At 70.5% G+C, this 16,764-nt stretch carries 10 protein-coding genes; 3 read left to right on the top strand and 7 right to left on the bottom strand.

Features of this window, described 5'->3' with window-relative positions:
• Window positions 1–76 precede the first annotated feature (76 nt).
• The 3 genes from B0B14_RS13150 to B0B14_RS13140 form a co-directional block, all read right to left on the bottom strand.
• Window positions 77–1,732, bottom strand: a complete 1,656-nt coding sequence (locus tag B0B14_RS13150; RefSeq protein WP_256714383.1) for a cytochrome b/b6 domain-containing protein — start codon at window positions 1,730–1,732, stop codon at window positions 77–79.
• Between the two features lie 104 nt (window positions 1,733–1,836).
• Complete coding sequence (locus B0B14_RS13145) at window positions 1,837–2,817, bottom strand: electron transfer flavoprotein subunit alpha/FixB family protein (protein WP_076682488.1); 981 nt, start codon at window positions 2,815–2,817, stop codon at window positions 1,837–1,839.
• A gap of 12 nt (window positions 2,818–2,829) precedes the next feature.
• On the bottom strand, window positions 2,830–3,606 hold the full coding sequence (locus tag B0B14_RS13140) for an electron transfer flavoprotein subunit beta/FixA family protein (RefSeq protein WP_076682486.1): 777 nt from the start codon (window positions 3,604–3,606) through the stop codon (window positions 2,830–2,832).
• A 187-nt stretch (window positions 3,607–3,793) separates the two neighbouring features.
• Here B0B14_RS13140 and B0B14_RS13135 point away from each other — a divergent pair, with 187 nt between their 5' ends.
• Entirely contained in the window at window positions 3,794–4,330 is a 537-nt protein-coding gene (locus tag B0B14_RS13135) for a MarR family winged helix-turn-helix transcriptional regulator (RefSeq protein ID WP_076682484.1), read from the top strand.
• A 10-nt stretch (window positions 4,331–4,340) separates the two neighbouring features.
• Here B0B14_RS13135 and B0B14_RS13130 read toward each other — a convergent pair whose 3' ends face one another.
• From B0B14_RS13130 to B0B14_RS13120, 3 genes are read right to left on the bottom strand one after another with little or no spacing between them, the layout of a single operon-like run.
• Complete coding sequence (locus B0B14_RS13130; protein ID WP_076682482.1) at window positions 4,341–5,513, bottom strand: thiolase family protein; 1,173 nt, start codon at window positions 5,511–5,513, stop codon at window positions 4,341–4,343.
• A 13-nt stretch (window positions 5,514–5,526) separates the two neighbouring features.
• Window positions 5,527–6,303, bottom strand: a complete 777-nt coding sequence (locus B0B14_RS13125) for an enoyl-CoA hydratase (protein WP_076682480.1) — start codon at window positions 6,301–6,303, stop codon at window positions 5,527–5,529.
• Window positions 6,304–6,349: 46 nt separating this feature from the next.
• The gene (locus tag B0B14_RS13120; RefSeq protein WP_372236648.1) at window positions 6,350–7,501 is read right to left on the bottom strand and encodes an acyl-CoA dehydrogenase family protein; all 1,152 of its coding nucleotides are present in this window, start codon (window positions 7,499–7,501) and stop codon (window positions 6,350–6,352) included.
• Between the two features lie 209 nt (window positions 7,502–7,710).
• Here B0B14_RS13120 and B0B14_RS13115 point away from each other — a divergent pair, with 209 nt between their 5' ends.
• Both B0B14_RS13115 and B0B14_RS13110 read left to right on the top strand, forming a co-directional pair.
• Window positions 7,711–9,927: a choice-of-anchor I family protein gene (locus tag B0B14_RS13115; protein WP_076682476.1), complete on the top strand. Its 2,217-nt coding sequence runs from the start codon at window positions 7,711–7,713 to the stop codon at window positions 9,925–9,927.
• Window positions 9,928–10,150: 223 nt separating this feature from the next.
• Window positions 10,151–10,624, top strand: coding sequence for a type VI secretion system tube protein Hcp (locus B0B14_RS13110; protein ID WP_076682474.1), 474 nt, complete (start codon window positions 10,151–10,153; stop codon window positions 10,622–10,624).
• Between the two features lie 15 nt (window positions 10,625–10,639).
• Here the strand turns inward: B0B14_RS13110 and pulA are convergent, their stop codons facing one another.
• The gene (pulA, locus tag B0B14_RS13100; RefSeq protein ID WP_179085322.1) at window positions 10,640–16,714 is read right to left on the bottom strand and encodes a pullulanase-type alpha-1,6-glucosidase; all 6,075 of its coding nucleotides are present in this window, start codon (window positions 16,712–16,714) and stop codon (window positions 10,640–10,642) included.
• Window positions 16,715–16,764: the final 50 nt, after the last annotated feature.

Below are 16,764 nucleotides of genomic sequence, written 5' to 3'. Positions count from 1 at the left end.
GGTAGGACTCGGCGCGCGTCGGCGCCGTGGTGTCAGCCGGACAACCCTCTTCGGGTTATCCCCCGGTGGATTCCCCTCAGCGACCGGAGACGGTGCCGAAGAGGCGGGCGATCGGCGCAAGGACGAGCGGGCGCGCTGCGATCCAGGCGCTGGCGATGACGACCATGGATGCGAAGAAGAGCCAGAACCCGGTCCAGTTGTCGGCGTAGGCGTTCGGGTCGACGGAGCCCTGCGCGGCGTACATGTGGTTCAGGTTGCGCAGCGCACCGGTGGCGAACACGAGCACGACGTGCACGAAGATGAACAGGCAGAAGTAGATCATCGTGGGGAAGTGCACAGCGCGAGCCCACTCGACGGGGTAGATCCGGTTCAGGGTCTTGGCGTTCTGCGGCCACAGCTTCGTCATGCGCGCGCCGGTGATCGCCGCCACAGGGGCCGCGATGAAGATCGTCACGAAGTACGCGAGCTGCTGCACCGAGTTGTAGTTGACCCAGCCGTTCTCGGTGGGCCAGTCGAGCGAGATGTACTGCAGCACCGCGGAGAGGGCGTTGGGGAACACCTCCCACGACGTCGGGACGACCCGCATCCACTGACCCGTCGTGAACAGCAGCACGATGAAGATCACGCCGTTGACGAGCCACAGGATGTCGAGGCTCTGGTGGAACCACAGGGCGAGACTGATCTTGCCCTTGGGGTTGTTGCGCGGTGTCCAGAACGCGGTCGGACGCTTCTCGGTGCGCACCTGCAGACCCGAGCGGATGATGAGGACCATCAGGAACACGTTGAAGAAGTGCTGCCAGCCGAGCCACGCCGGGAATCCGACCGGTGCACCCTCGGGCAGGTGGTACTCGCCCGGGTACGTCTCGAGGAAATCGCGCAGCGGCTCGGTGGAGAGCAGGAACCGCACGGTGACGACGGCCATGAACGCGGCGAACAGGAGCCCGAGTCCTCCGACGGCGACCGCGCCGGCCCACTGCACCTTCGTGAACGGACCGATCCGCTCCGGCTCGGGCGCGGCGATCTTCTCGCCCGCGCGCCGCTCGGTCTCGAATCGGCGGGCGGCCGGCCCCTGCCACACGGTGCGCGTGAACGGCAGCGGCGCACGCGGTCCGGAGGCGACGGCGACGGATGCCGCAGCCGGTGCGGGCGCCGAGCTCTCGGACGCCGACGACTCGAGCGTGTCGGATGCCGCGGTCGTCTCGATCGGAACGTCCGCCTCGGCCGCGGCGACGGGAGCGACGGCGGCGGGGTCGGGCGCGAAGCCCGCCGGAGGCCAGGGTTCGCCGCCGGCCACGCGCGGCAGTCCACGACGCAGCGGGGTGGTCGAGGAGGGAGCGGCGACGGATGCCGCGCGGGCGGGCGCTGCGGATACGGGTGCCGGGACGGGCTCGTCGGTGGGGGCGGCGGTGTCTGCGGCGACCGCCGCGGCGGCGACGGGGGCGGCACTGACGGGAGCGGGGGCCGCGGAGGCCGGAGGCCACGGCTCGCCGCCGGGCACGCGCGGCAGCCCGCGCCGGACGGTGCGCGTCGCGACGGGCGCGGCCGTGGACGACGCTTCGACAGGCTCAGCGACCGGGAGGCCAGGCTCAGCGATCGGGACAGAGGACTCAACGACCGGGACAGGGGCCTCGGCGACCGGGACGGCCTGCTCGGCGACCGGTGCGGCAGGCTCAGCGACCGGTGCGGCAGGCTCAGCGACCGGTGCGGCCGGCTCGGCGACCGGTGCGGCCACATCGAGCGGAGCGTCTCCCGCGGGAGGCCAGGGTTCGCCGCCGGATCGGCGGGGAAGACCGCGCCGAACGTGTGTGCCGTAGGTCGCCATGCCTCGGACGCCCCTTACTTGGCCTTCTCGGCCTCGAGCGCGGCGATGAGCTGCGGGACGACCGTGAACAGGTCGCCCACGACGCCGTAGTCGGCGATGTCGAAGATCGGCGCATCGCCGTCTTTGTTGATCGCCACGATCGTCTTGGCCGTCTGCATGCCGGCCTTGTGCTGGATCGCGCCCGAGATCCCGAGGGCGACGTACAGCTGCGGCGACACCGAGACGCCCGTCTGTCCGACCTGGTACGAGTACGGGACGTATCCGGCATCCACCGCGGCGCGGGAGGCGCCGATCGCTGCGCCCAACGCGTCGGCGAGCTGCTCCACCAGCACGAACTTGTCTTCGGAGCCGAGCCCGCGGCCACCGGAGACGACCTTGACCGCACCACGGAGCTCGGGTCGCGACGACGCGACGACGGCCTCTTCGACCGACTCGACCGCCGCGGCGGGACGGCCGCTGGCTGCGACCTCGAGCGCGTGCACGACGGGAGACGCGACCGCGTCGGCCCGGGCATCCACCGCCCCCTGGCGCACCGTGATGACGTACGCCCCGAACGTGGCGGCGGAGTCGACGTTGTAGGAGCCGCCGTACACGGAGTGCTGCGCGACGATGCCCTCGTCGTCGCGCGAGACTCCGACGGCGTCGACCGACAGCGCGGAACGCGAGCGCGCCGCGAACCGCGCGGCCACTTCGCGCCCCTCGACGGAGTGCGACACGAGCACGGCATCCGGCTGCACGAGCGCGGCAGCCGACGCCAGCGCGTCGACCACCGGCACCGACAGCGCCGAGGCGTCACCCGCGGCCGTCAGGACGACACCCGCACCGAGTGCCGCGGCTTCGGCCGCGAGCTTCTCGGCGTCGCCGCCGACCACGAGGGCGACGGGCGTGCCCACCTGGGTGGCCGCGCCGATCAGACCGGCCGCGCTCTTGGCGAGCGCGCCGCTCGGGGTGACGTCCAGCAGCACCAGGATGGAATCCGCAGCAAAGTCAGTCATCGCTCCACACCCTCACGCGAGCCGGTTCTGGATGAGGAACTCGGCGAGCTTCGTGCCCGCGTCACCCTCGTCGGTGATCTTCACACCCGCAGAGCGGGGAGGCTTCTCGGTCAGGCCGATCACGATCGACCGCGCCGCCGCGGAGTCCTCCGCGTCGATTCCGAGGTCGGCGAGCGACCACGTCTCGAACGGCTTCTTCTTGGCGGCCATGATGCCCTTGAAGTTGGGGAACCGGGCATCCGGCAGCGCCTCGGTGATCGAGATCACGGCGGGCAGCGCAGCCGACACCGTGGCGGATGCCCCGTCGGATGCGCGGCTGCCCGACACCGAGGACTCGGTGATCTCGACGGCGGCGAGCATCGTCGCCGCCGGCACCTCGAGGAGCTCGGCGATCATGGCCGGCACCACGCCGCCCGATCCGTCGGTCGAGAGGTTTCCGCCGATCACGAGATCGAATCCGGTCTTGCGCAGCGCCGCCGCGAGCACCTCGGCGGTGAGGCCCAGGTCGGCGCCCAGCAGCGCCTCGTCGACGACCTGCACCGCAGATGCGGCGCCCATCGCGAGGCCTTTGCGCACCGTCGTCACGGCGGACGCGGGCGCCATCGACAGCACGACGACCTCGGTGCCGGCGTTCTTGTCGGCATATGACAGCGCGACCTCGAGCGCGCGCTCGCCGATCTCATCCAGCACCGACTCCGATGCACCACGATCCGCGAGACCCGTCTCCAGCGACAGCTTGCGATCCCCGTAGGTGTCCGGGACTTCCTTGACCAGAACCACGATCTTCATCCGGCAACTCCTTCAGCCGTATCGAGTCTACCCAAGAGGAATGACAATGTACCCAAACGGAGGCCGTGCAAAGAGCAGGATCAGCGTTTGAGGCCCGTATGTATACATTGCGAAGGCAGACGCGCGCTGGTGACATCCTCGACGCGCGCGGACTCGCTAGCCTGGGAGCACGCAGGAGGGGGTGCTGATGGCCAGATCGAGGAGGCTCGCGGTCGACCCGATCGCCGAAGCCAAGCGGCAGTGGCTCGCGCGCGGGTGGACGGATGCCGCGGCCGGCATGACCGCCGTCACCTCCGTCATGCGCGCCCACCAGCTCATGCTGGCCCGCGTCGACGAGACGCTGCGCCCGTTCGGCCTCAGCTTCGCGCGCTACGAGCTCCTCACGATGCTGAGCTTCACGCGCGAGGGACGGATGCCGATGGCCTCCGCGACGGCGCGACTGCAGGTGCATCCGACCAGCGTCACGAACACCGTCGACCGGCTGGAGGCATCCGGGCTCGTCGCGCGCGAACCGCACCCGCAGGACGGACGCGCGACCCTCGTGGTGCTCACCGAGGCCGGACGCGACGTCGCCGAACGGGCGACCGCGGCGCTCAACACCGAGGTGTTCGAGACTCCGGGGATGACCCCCGACGACACCGACGAGCTCGTCGCGATCATCGCGCGGATGCGCAAGGGCGCGGGAGACTTCACCGAGCCGCGCCCGCTTCCCGACCCGCTCTGATCCGACGCGCCTACAGGCGCTCGATGATCGTGGCGTTGGCCATTCCGCCGCCTTCGCACATCGTCTGCAGGCCGTACCTGCCGCCGCTCGCCTCGAGGTGCGCGAGGAGCGTCCCCAGGAGCCGCGTGCCCGACGACCCGAGCGCGTGACCCAGCGCGATCGCGCCGCCCCACGGGTTGAGCTTGGCAGGGTCGGCGCCCGTCTCGGCCGCCCACGCGAGCGGGACCGACGCGAAGGCCTCGTTGACCTCGTAGGCGTCGAGGTCGTCGATCGCGAGCCCGCTGCGCTGGAGGATGCGGTGCGTGGCGGGGATGGGTCCCGTCAGCATGAACAGCGGATCGTCGCCGACGACCGCGAAGGAGTGGAACCGCGCGCGCGGCCGCAGCCCGAGCCGGGCCGCGCTCTCCGCGCTCATGATGAGGACGGCGGATGCCCCGTCGGTGAGCGGTGACGAGTTGCCGGCGGTGATGCGCCATTCGAGCTCGGGGAAGCGGGCGGCGGCGGCGTCGGAGCGGAACGCCGGCGCGAGCCCCGCGAGCGAGTCGACGGTCGTGGCGGGGCGCACCGTCTCATCGGCGCCCTGACCCTCGACGGGGAGGAGCTGCGAGGCGAAGAGTCCCCCTGCGGCAGCATCCGCCGCCCGCCGGTGCGACTCGGCGGCGTACGCGTCCAGCGTCTCGCGCGAGAGACCCCACTTCTGCGCGATCAGCTCGGCCGACACACCCTGGTTGACGAGGCCCTCGGGGTAGCGGGCGGCGAGCAGAGGCGACACGGGCGATCCTCCGACGGCCGCCGAGGTGCCCAGCGGCACGCGGCTCATCGACTCGACTCCGCCGGCGATGACGATGTCGTACGCACCCGCGATCACGCCCTGCGCGGCGAAGTGCGCGGCCTGCTGGCTCGATCCGCACTGCCGGTCGATCGTGGCCGCGGGCACGGACTCGTCGAAGCCGGCGGCGAGCACGGCCTGACGCGCGATGTTCCCGCTCTGCTCGCCCACCTGACTGACGCAGCCGAGCAGCACGTCGTCGATCTGCCGCGCGTCGAGGCCGTTGCGCTCGAGCACGCTCGTGAGCACGCCCGCCATGAGATCCACGGGGTGGATGCCGCTGAGCGCGCCGCCCGGTTTGCCGCGCCCGGAGGGCGTGCGGACGACATCCACGATGACAGCGTCGGTGGTCATGATCGGACCTCCGTCAGCGGTTCGTGAAGTCGGGCGACCGCTTCTCGCGGAAGGCGGCCATGCCCTCCTTCTGGTCGGCCGTGTCGAACAGAGCGGCGAACGCGTGCTGCTCGAAGCGGAGGCCCTCGGCGAGCGTGGTCTCCATCGCGGCATCCAGGGCCGCCTTCGCCGCGAACACCGACGGGAGCGACTTCGCGGCGATCGCGTCGGCGACCTTCCCCGCTTCCTCGAGCAGATCGACTGCGGGCACGACACGCGACACGAGGCCCGCGCGCTCGGCCTCGTCGGCACCCATCATCCGGCCGGTGAGCACGAGATCGGCGGCCTTGTAGTAGCCCACGGCGCGCAGCAGCCGCTGCGATCCGCCCATCCCGGGGATGACCCCGAGGGTGATCTCGGGCTGACCGAACTTCGCCGAATCGGCGGCGAGGATGATGTCGCACATCATCGCGAGCTCGCATCCGCCGCCCAGCGCATAGCCGGAGACCGCGGCGATCACGGGCGTGCGGACCGCCGCGAAACGCGCCCAGCCGCCGAAGTGGTCGTCCATGATCATGTCGAGGCCGGACTTCGACTCCATCTCCTTGATGTCGGCGCCGGCCGCGAACGCCCGCTCGGAGCCGGTCACGACGATGGCGCCGATGCCCTCGTCGCGATCGAATCCGGATGCCGCGTCCACGACATCGCGCATCACCTGCGAGTTGAGGGCGTTGAGCGCCTCCGGGCGGTTGATCGTGATCCAGCCGACGCGTCCTCGCGTCTCGGTCAGGATGGTCTCGTACGTCGTCATGCCCTCATCGTTCCACGTCGCCCTCCGACACGCCCGCCCGGCGATGTCAGCCGAGGAGCTCGCGGCCGATGATGACGCGCATGATCTCGTTCGTGCCCTCGAGGATCTGGTGCACCCGCAGGTCGCGCACGACCTTCTCGATGCCGTACTCGTGCAGGTAGCCGTAGCCGCCGTGCAGCTGCAGGGCCTCGTTCGCGACGCGGAAGCCCGCGTCGGTCGCGAAGCGCTTGGCCATCGCGCACTGCATCGCGACATCCGGGGCCTTCTCGTCGAGCGCCCGGGCGGCGTCGCGCACGAGGGCGCGCGCGGCCTGGAGCTCGGTCGCCATGTCGGCGAGCGCGAAAACGACGGCCTGCTTCTCGGCGAGCGCCTCGCCGAACGTGAACCGCTCGTGCACGTAGCGGATCGCACGCTCGAGGGCCCACTGCGCGCCGCCGAGCGAGCACGCCGCGATGTTGATGCGTCCGCCGTTGAGCGCCGACATCGCGATCTTGAAGCCCTGCCCGGGCTCGCCGAGCATGGCCGACGCCGGCACGCGCACCTCATCGAGGATGACCTGCCGGGTGGGCTGCGCGTTCCAGCCCATCTTCTTCTCGTTCGCGCCGAAGCTCAGGCCGCGGGACCCGTCTTCGACGAGGAACGCCGAGATGCCGCGGGCGCCGGGCTCGCCGGTGCGCGCCATGACGATGTAGACGGATGCCTCACCCCCGCCGGAGATGAACTGCTTGACGCCGGTGAGCACGAACTCGTCGCCGTCGCGGATCGCGGAGGTGGTGATGGCCGCGGCATCCGACCCTGCACCCGGCTCGGTGAGGCAGTAGCTGCCGAGCGCGTCCATCGACACCAGGCGGGGAAGCCAGGCGTGCCGCTGCTCCTGCGAGCCGTAGGTGTCGATCATCCAGGCGACCATGTTGTGGATCGTGAGGTAAGCGGCGATCGCGGGATCGGCCTTGGCGAGCTCCTCGACGATCAGGACGGAGTCGGCGCGGCTGAGGCCGGATCCTCCGACGTCCTCCCGGATGTAGAGGCCGCCGAGGCCCAGTTCGCCCCCGCGCTCGATGACGTCACGGGGGAAGTGCTTGTCCTCATCCCACTCGAGGGCGTGCGGGGCGATCTCGGACTGGGCGAAGTCGCGCACCGCCTCGAGGATCGCGTCACGGTCGTCGGGGCTGAGGGGAGAGACCTCGGTGGCGGTCATGCTCATGGGATTCACGTCCTTGTGGGGCATCCTGCAGGTTTCAGCGGCGCCGCAGTGGGCACGATGCTCAGTTTACATGGACGTCCTAGCATTTGCGAGGACGTTCAGGGAAGCAACCGTTCGCGGCTCGTTCACCCCGATGACATCGGCGGCGAGTACCACGGAGACACCGCGCTCGCGGACCCTCCCCTCCCCGCCCGAGGACACCGATGCCTTCGCTCCCCCGCTCCGTCGCCGTACTCGCGGCGACCACCCTCACCGCGGCCCTCGCGGTCTCTCCCGCGGTCGCCACCGCGGCGATCGTCGCCGATCCGATCGCGTACTCCGCCGACGACGCGACGCTCTCGCTGTCTCCGCTCGGCACGTTCGAGACGGGGCTGTTCGACGTCTCCGGTGCCGAGATCGTGCAGGCACACGGCGATCGTCTGTTCGTCGTGAACGCCCAAGCGGGCTCGGTCGACGTGCTCGACTACTCCGACCCCGCCGCGATCGCGCAGGAGTTCTCGATCTCGTCCGACGGCGTCGCCAACTCGGTCGCGATCCGCGCCGACGGCCTCGGCGCGATCGCCTTCGAGGCACCCGACAAGGTGGGCGCAGGTCACGTCGTCTTCTTCGACGCCACGGCGGCGGATGCCTCCACGGCCGTCCTCGGCGAGGTGACCGTCGGCGCCCTGCCCGACATGGTCGCGATCTCGGCCGACGGCACGCACGCGGTCGTCGCGAACGAAGGCGAGCCGGCCGACGACTTCTCGTCCGACCCGGAGGGCTCGGTCGCCGTCATCACCCTGCCCGCCGCGAAGCTCGCTCCCGCCCAGGAGTCCGTGCGCATCGCCGACTTCCACGCGTTCGAGGCCGGCGGCCCGAAGACGCTGCCCGAAGGCGTCCGCGTCTTCGGGCCGCGGCCGCACGGCGACGACCTCCCGGTCAGCCGCAACCTCGAGCCCGAGTACGTCGCCGTCGACGGCGGCATCGCCTACGTCGCACTCCAGGAGGCGAACGCCGTCGCGGTCGTCGACCTCGCCTCCGCGACGGTCACGCACATCCTGGCGCTCGGCTTCAAGGACCTGGGACTCGCCGGCAACGGCATCGACCCGAGCGACCGCGACCCGAACGGGGCGCCGACGTTCAGCATCCGCACCTACCCGGGCCTGCACGGCGTCTTCATGCCGGACGCCATCGCGTCGTACGTCGCGAACGGCACGACCTATCTCGTCTCGGCGAACGAGGGCGATGCCCGCGAGTGGGGCGACTACGTCGAGCCCGTGCGGGTGAAGGACCTCGCGAAGGACGGCTTCGGCCCGGTCTGCGCCGACAGCGCGCTCGCGCCGTTCCAGAAGGACGGCGACCTCGGACGCCTCAACGTCACGAAGGAGCTCGGCTTCGACGAGGCGAACGGCTGCTACTCCGAGCTCTACGCGTTCGGCGGGCGCTCGTTCTCGATCTGGACGACCGACGGCACGCAGGTCTTCGACTCGGGCGACGCGTTCGAGCGGATCACCCACGCCGCGATCCCGCAGTTCTTCAACTCGAACCACACCGAGGCGAACCTCGAGGGACGCAGCGACGACAAGGGCCCCGAGCCGGAGAGCGTCGCGATCGGCACGCTGAGCGGCCGCACGTACGCGTTCCTCGGCTTCGAACGCGTCGGCGGCATCGTCGTGTTCGACATCACCGACCCTGCGGCATCCCGCTTCGTCACCTATGTCAACAACCGCGACTTCGCCGCCGACCCCGAATCGTCGGAGGCGGGCGATCTCGGACCGGAGGGCATCGCGTTCATCCCCGCCGCGTCGTCGGCCACGGGTGAGCCGCTGCTCGCGGTGGGCAACGAGGTCTCGGGCACGACGACGCTGTTCTCGATCGCCGATCTGCTCGTGCCGTTCAACACCGCCGTACCGACCTTCTCGGGCGCTCCGGACGTCGGCACGACGCTCAGGGCGACGCCGGGCACCTGGACGCCCGGCGTCGGCGGAGCGGCCGTCGGCTTCTCGTACCAGTGGCTCCGCGACGGTGCGCCGATCGCGGGCGCCACCCGGAGCACGTACCGCGTGGCCGTCGCCGACCAGGGTCGCCCGCTCTCGGTGCGCGTCACGGCGGCGCAGGACGCGGCATCCGCCACCGCCGACAGCGCGCCTGTCACCGTGCGCCGCATCTCCATCGCGTCGGTCGTGGCCTCACCGACGCTCGCCACCACGACCTCGAAGGTCACCGTCACGGTGCGCATCGTGTCGACAGGGGGAGCGAAGGCGACCGGCGAGGTCAGGGTCACCGTCGGCGGCAAGACCTTCACCGGCACCGCGGTCGACGGCGTCGCGAAGATCGCGATCGGAAAGCTCACGCGAGGGATCCGCGCGATCACGGCGACGTACGCGGGCGACTCCGTCGTGTCGCCCACGGCAGGGTTGGGGATCGTCCTGGTGCTGTGACCCGGACTCCCCCGGCGGGCTGTGACGTCGTCTGCACGTCCGCCCGCCTCGCGGCCCCGCCCCGGGTGCCGCCGCGATCCCCCGCCGATCGGGTCGGCGGGGGATCGCCCTCTCTGCGGCGTGCACCCGCGTCCCACACGGCGAGCGCGTTCCTCCCCTGGCGGAGTCGGATGCCGAGTGCCAGGCTGACGCCGGGGGAACGCGGCGACGAAAGGCCGACATCGTGGTGGACATCTTCCTTCAGCTGCCGGGGATCCCGGGCCCCTCTTCAGCCACGGGGCATGAGCAGTGGATCGAGCTGACTCGGGCGAGCTGGGGCGTCGACGGCGCCGGAGCCGTGCACCAGGGCGGGGGTGCGGGAAGAGGACGAGCGACACCGGATCCCCTCGTCGTGACCGCACCGACCAGCACGGCGACACCGCTCGTGTTCGAGGCGATCGTCACCGGCCGCCGATTCGCCCAGGCGACGCTCGAGGTCGTGCGCCCCGGTCAGGTGCAGCACACCGCGATCCGCTGGGAGTTCGCCGACGTGCAGCTCACCGCACTCGACGTCTCCGGCGCGGAGCCGGGGTTCGAGGACGTCTTCCGTGTCGAGGCTCGGCGCGCGCGGGTCGCCGTGATTCCACCGCACCCCCGGGGCGGCGAAAGCCTCAATGTGACGCGCGGGTGGGACTTCGCGCAGAGCCGGCCCTGGTAGCCCCACCCACGACTGTCAGTAGACGAACACCGGCAGCGGAATGATGCCTCGGGAGTCGTTCCACCCGTCCGCGCCCGTGAACGACACGCGGATGAGGTGGATGCCCCGTGCGAGCTTCGGCAGCGCGATGTCGACCTTGCCCTTCGCCGCGGCGGCGAGCGGGGCCGTCGCGATCACCTTGCCGTTGTCGGTCACCGTGACGGTGCCCACCGGTGCGCTGCCGTCCTCCGCGACGATCTTGCCCGTGACCTTGACGGTCGAGCCGTACTTCGCGAGCAGCTTGTTCGGCCCCGCGACGACCGCCGTGTCGACGGACTGCGGTGCCGCGTCGACGAGCACGGCCACCGATCGGGCGGGCACCGTGACCGTGCCGGTCGCGGCATCCCACGTCGTGGTCTTCACCACGGCATCCGACCCGTTCGCCTGAGCCGGCGTCAGCGCGAATCCGCGCCCCGCCAACCCGGCCACGGTCTGCGTCGTCGCCTCGGGCGATGCGTTGAACACGACGAGGGCGCCCTCGAGCTCGGGATCGATGTCGTCGCCGAGCAGATCGTCGATCAGCATGACGATGACACCCGGCGTCGCGCCGGCACCGCTGTTGGGGAAGCTCACCTTCTGCGAGATCAGCTCCGCCGATCCGAGCCGCAGGAGGGGGACCTCGTTGCGGACCTTCAGGAGGTCGAGAGCGGATGCCTCGGCCGCCGCGATGTCGGAGGCTCCGGGCTTGAGGGCGGGGTTCGCCAGGAGGGGCGCCATGATGCCCCACTTCTCGCCGTTGTCGGCCGCGCGCGGCAGACCCGAGCCGAACGTGGACTCCTGTCCGGTCCAGTCGATGCGGTTGAACCAGTCGCCCGAGTTGTAGCTGTTGCGGTCGAGCGACTTCGAACGCAGCAGCTCGGTGCCCGCGTGCCAGAACGACGGAGTCTGGGAGAGCGTCACGGTCGCCAGCGACAGCGTGTTCATCCGCACCCGGTCGGCCATCGTCGTGTCGGTCGGCAGCTTGAGCACGGAGAGGTCGTAGAGCGTCTCGTTGTCGTGCGCGTCGACGTAGCTGATGACCTCGTCGGGCTGGTCGGCGTAGCCGGCCGGCTGGCCGTTGTAGTCGAGCTCGGAGCCCTTCTTGACGCTGCCGTCCGCGGTCGTCAGCGAGAAGTCGCGCAGGTTGCCCGCGAGGCCGAGCTTGACCAGGTCGGTCTGCTTCGCGAGGTCGATGAGCGCCTGCTCGGGCGTGCCGTTGATCACGTCTCCGTTCGGATCGGTTCCGAGTCCGGTGCCGAAGCCCTGCCGGAACGTCGATCCGCTGTCGACCGGGCTGCCGCCGTGCACGGCGTCGCGCAGCCGATCGTTGAACGTGCCGATGCCGGTGCCGCCGAGCTGCCCCTGCGTGGCCTGCTCGAAGAGGGCGTTGTCGGCCACCTCGCCGAAGTTCCAGCCTTCGCCGTAGAGGTAGATCTTCTTCCCGTCGACGCCGTCCGCCTTCAGCGTGAGCTCGTCGAGCGCGGCCCGGATGGCGAGCATGTTGGCCTTGGAGTGGTGGCCCATCAGGTCGAAGCGGAATCCGTCGACCTTGTAGTCGCGCGCCCAGATCACGATCGAGTCGACCATGAGCTTCTGCGCGACCTCGTGCTCGGTGGCGATGTTCTGGCAGCACGTGGAGGTCTCGACCGCACCTGCCGCGTTCAGGCGGTGGTAGTAGCCGGGCACCACCTGGTCGAGCACGGAGCGCTCACCCTGACCGGATTCGGCCGTGTGGTTGTAGACCTCGTCGAGCACGACCTGCAGGCCCATGCCGTGCAGCGCTCCGACCATCGAGCGGAACTCGCCCACCCGCGCTCCGCCATCGGGGTTCGTCGCGTACGAGCCCTCGGGGGTGGAGTAGTGGTACGGGTCGTAGCCCCAGTTGAATCCGTCGGTGTCGGCGACCGCTTCGACGGCAGCCTGCTGCTCTTCGGATGCCGGCCCGAACGACGACAGGTCGCCGGCCGGCGTCTGCTGCGCCGCACGGTCCTCCTCGATCGACGCGATGTCGAACGAGGGCAGGAGGTGCACGGTGTTTATGCCGGCGGCCGCGAGCTGCTTCAGCTGCTGCGTGCCCGCACTGTCACGCGTGAACGCGAGGTACGTGCCGCGCTCCGCAGCGGGGACCGTCTCATCGGTGATCGAGAAGTCGCGGATGTGCAGCTCGTAGATCGAGCGGTCGACCGGCCGATCGATGACCGGGGCCTTCGTCTTCGCCCACTGCTTCGGCTGCCACGCCTTGTCGTCGAGGTCGACGGCCACCGAGCGCGTGGAGTTGAGGGTGAGCGCGACGGAGTACGGGTCGGTGACGGTGTTGGTCTCGACGGCGCCCGTCGAAGGCGCGTACACCTCCACCTCCCACAGGTACTCGTCGCCCTTGAGGTCGGACCGGCCCTTCACGGTCCATGCGCCCGATGCCGCGTCCTGCGTGGCCGCGTGGCGCGTGGGCTCGCCCTCCGAGCCGGCGTCCCAGGTGAGGAGCGAGGCGGACTGCGCCGTGGGCGCCCAGAGCCGGAACGTCGGCTTCTTGCCGTCGAAGCTCACGCCGAGGTCGACATCCGAGACGCCGTCGGCGTACAGGTCGTCGAGCACACCGGGGATCTGCACGCCGGTGAACGCCGTCAGCGCTCCCGAGGCACTGCGCTGCGCGACCTTCAGCTGGCCGCGCAGGAGCTCGGCGACGGCCGCGCGATCCTGACCGTCGACCCGCAGGGCGGTGTAGGCGGCGAGCGCGGGGAAGCGCGCCTTCTGGTCGTCGGTGAGCCCGCCATCGATCTCGGTCAGCGTGACGGGGTCGTCCCCGCCCGTCACGGCGCCGTCGGCGACGGCCAGCGATGCCTCTGCCGAGGAGTACAGCTGCCACTCGGTCGCTGCACTCGACCCGAGGTCTGCGGGCCAGGCGATCGTGTCGGCGTCGATCCAGTGCGCGCGCGACTCCCCCGTGCCCGGGAGCGGCGGATCGGTGACCACGATCCTCAGCATGTGGGTCGCGAGCGTGTAGCGGAAGACCGTGAGCTTTCCCTCGGTCGCCGAGAACGGGATGTTGCCGCCGTTGGGGACGCCGTCGGCCCCGTAGTTCTCATCCCAGCCGAGCCCGTGCGTGACCTTGGTCTCGTAGGCCCCCGTGGGGAGCTTGTTCGTGGCGTACGTGTAGACGCCGTCGCCGTCGCCGTCGAACATGAGGGCGGTGTGGCAGGAGGGTGCCCAGTCGCCGCTGCAGCCGAGTTCGGTCTGGAACGATCCCGCGAGGGTCACGACCGGCCCTGGCGGGTTCGTCTGCACGACCTTCGTCCGGGGGTCGAAGTAGAACGTGATCGGTCCGCCGGCGTGGGTCAGGGGGATGTTGGTGCCGTTGAGCGAACCGTTCGCTCCGTAGTTCTCGGTCCACGACTTCTCGGTCGCGACCTTGAACTCGTAGTCACCCGCCGGGAGGTCTGCGATCTGCAGACGCCAGACGCCGTTCGCGCCGTCGACGAGCTCCATCTGCGCCTGGTCGCACGCGGGATCCCAGTCGGCCCCGCACCCGAACTCGGTGTTCAGGTTGCCCGGGATGCTGACCGCGCTGTACGGCGTCGGATCGGTCGGCTCGTTCGGGTCGACCGGCTCTTCGGGCTCCTCCGGCTCGACGCCCAGATTCACGCGGTTGCCGACGGAGCCGTACGTGGAGGCGGCGGAGCGCTGGCCCGCGGCATCCGTCGACACGGCGCGGTACTCGACGAGGGTTCCGGCGGCGAGGTCGCCCACGTCGTGGAAGACGCGCGGCGTGGTGTCCTCCGCGGTTCCGAGGGCGTTCCACTCGTCGGAGCCGACCACGCGCCACGCGAAGCTCGTCTCGCGCCACGACGCGTCGGCTGTCGCCGAGACGGGGGTCGAACCGGCGAGCGCGGCGCCGGCGGCCGGCACGGTGACGGCCAGGTATGCGGCGGCATCCGGAGCGGTGACGTCGCGATCGGCCTTCAGCACGACGGCGGAGAGCGCGGGGACGGTGACGGATGCGTCGGCCGAGGCATCCGTCGTCACGTCGCCCGCGTCGCCGTAGACCGCCTGGTAGGTGGCGCCGGCGGTGAGGGTCGTGAGGTCGACCGTCTTCTCGGCGGTCGCGTTGTTGAGCGCCACGACGTACTCCGTGCCCTCCGCGCGGTCGACGCGGGAGAAGGCGTAGACGCCGGCTGCGGCGTCGGCGTGGAGTTCGATCTGCGCGCCGTCGACGAGGGCCGGGTGCGCCTCGCGGAGCTCGGCGAGGTCGGCGATGTGCGTGTACAGCGTCGAATCGGTGTCGTACCGGTCGACGCTGCCCGCGGGCGTGCCGTCGACGAGGTTCTGGTTCGCGTAGTCGGAGACTTCGGTCGCGAACAGCGACTGGCGCGCGTCCTTGTCGCCGCCCGCTCCCGCGAAGCCCTGCTCGTCGCCGTAGTAGACGACGGGCTGACCGCGACTGAGGAACAGCAGGTCGTGCGCGAGCTGATCGCGCGCGAGCGTGTCGGTCGTGCCGGCGAGCTTCGCGCCGATGCGGCCCATGTCGTGGTTGCCGAGGAACGTGGGCAGCGCCGTGGAGGAGGAATCGGATGTCGTGTACCGGTCATCGCCCGCGAACAGGTTCTGCAGCACCTTGGCGGGCTGGCCCTTCGCGAAGCTCTCCGCACCCGACTGGAAGGCGAAGTCGAGCACCGAGTTCATGTCGGTGTCGCGCACATACGGAGCGAGCAGGGCGGGGTCGGCGTCGTACACCTCGCCGAACATGAAGAAGTCGTCCTTGCCCTGTGCATGGGCGTAGTCGAGCACGTCTTCGGACCAGGTCTCCCAGAACTCGAAGTTGACGTGCTTGGCCGTGTCGATGCGGAAGCCGTCGATGCCGAGGTCGATCCACGCCTTGTAGATGTCGGCGAAGCCGTCGACGACGGTGGGGTGCTCGGTCATGAGGTCGTCCAGGCCCACGAAGTCGCCGTACGTCGAGGACTCCCCCGCGAAGGTCGAGTCGCCGCGGTTGTGGTACAGCGTCACGTCGTTCAGCCAGGCCGGGACCTTGACGTCGGCCTCGGCCGGTTCGACGACGGGCGTGTAGGGGAAGCTCGTCGCCGCGTCGAGGGCGGGGAAGTCGTCCGTGCCCGCGTAGGTCGCCGGATCGAACTCGACGCCCGCGGCGTCGCGGTAGGGCTCGGCCGCCTTCGAGATGTACCCGTACTGGTTCTCCTCGTAGCGGATGACGTCGGCCGTGTGATTCGTGATGATGTCGAAGTAGACGTCGATGCCTTCGGCGTGGGCTTCGCCGATGAAGTCCTCGAGCTCGGCGTTCGTGCCGAGGTGCGGGTCGATCTGGGTGAAGTCGGTGATCCAGTACCCGTGGTATCCGGCGCTCGCATCGGCGCCGACGCCCTGCACGGGCTTGTTCTTGAAGCTCGGCGTGAGCCAGATCGCGGTCGTGCCGAGTCCCTTGATGTACGGGAGCTGCGCCCGGAGGCCGGCCAGGTCGCCGCCGTTGAAGAAGCCCTTGTCGGTCGGGTCGAAACCCGTCGCGAGGCGGTCGCCCTCGAGTCCGCCCGTGTCGTTCGCGGCGTCGCCGTTGGCGAAGCGGTCGGTCATGACGAAGTAGAACTGCTGCCCGTCGCCCGCCTGACGCACCGGATCGGCGACGAGCGCATCGTCGGCCGCGGTGTAGCCCGCGCTGAGCGACTCCACGTCGATCGCGATGCGGTGGCTCACGTCGTCGAACGAGAAGCGCAGGGTGGCGGGGCCCTCGATCGTGAGCGGGATGTTCGTGCCGCCCGCGGTGCCGTCGGCTCCGTAGCTCTCGTCCCAGCCGCCGCCGACGGCGACCTTGTACTCATAGGTGCCGGCGGGCACCTCGAAGGTCCGCGAGTAGACGACGTCGTCGTCGGACTCGGTGAGTCGCGTCGCATCGCACGCGGGGTCCCAGTCGCTCGCACAGCCGAGCTCGCTCTGGAGCGTTCCGACGAGCACGAACTGCCGGTCGGCGGCGGCGGCGGGGGCCGTGATCGCCACGGTGCCCGTGACGGCGAGGAGGGCGGTCGTGAGACCGGCGATGAGGCGGCGGGCAGTGGTCGGCTTCGACAACGGAGCTCCCGGGGGAAGAGGGCACGGCGACGTGCCCGATCAGTGCGTGC

This window comes from Microbacterium sp. RU33B (assembly GCF_900155915.1).
Lineage (GTDB): Bacteria > Actinomycetota > Actinomycetes > Actinomycetales > Microbacteriaceae > Microbacterium.
Note: the sequence above shows the minus strand (reverse complement) of the source record. Positions and strands in the feature narration are given on the sequence as shown.

What these genes read in the sequence shown, in the direction of transcription:
- B0B14_RS13120 (WP_372236648.1), bottom strand. Translation starts at nt 7,501, where the DNA reads ATGACCGCCACCGAGGTCTCTCCCCTCAGCCCCGACGACCGTGACGCG.
- B0B14_RS13115 (WP_076682476.1), top strand. Translation starts at nt 7,711, where the DNA reads ATGCCTTCGCTCCCCCGCTCCGTCGCCGTACTCGCGGCGACCACCCTC.
- B0B14_RS13140 (WP_076682486.1), bottom strand. Translation starts at nt 3,606, where the DNA reads ATGAAGATCGTGGTTCTGGTCAAGGAAGTCCCGGACACCTACGGGGAT.
- B0B14_RS13130 (WP_076682482.1), bottom strand. Translation starts at nt 5,513, where the DNA reads ATGACCACCGACGCTGTCATCGTGGATGTCGTCCGCACGCCCTCCGGG.
- B0B14_RS13125 (WP_076682480.1), bottom strand. Translation starts at nt 6,303, where the DNA reads ATGACGACGTACGAGACCATCCTGACCGAGACGCGAGGACGCGTCGGC.
- B0B14_RS13135 (WP_076682484.1), top strand. Translation starts at nt 3,794, where the DNA reads ATGGCCAGATCGAGGAGGCTCGCGGTCGACCCGATCGCCGAAGCCAAG.
- B0B14_RS13145 (WP_076682488.1), bottom strand. Translation starts at nt 2,817, where the DNA reads ATGACTGACTTTGCTGCGGATTCCATCCTGGTGCTGCTGGACGTCACC.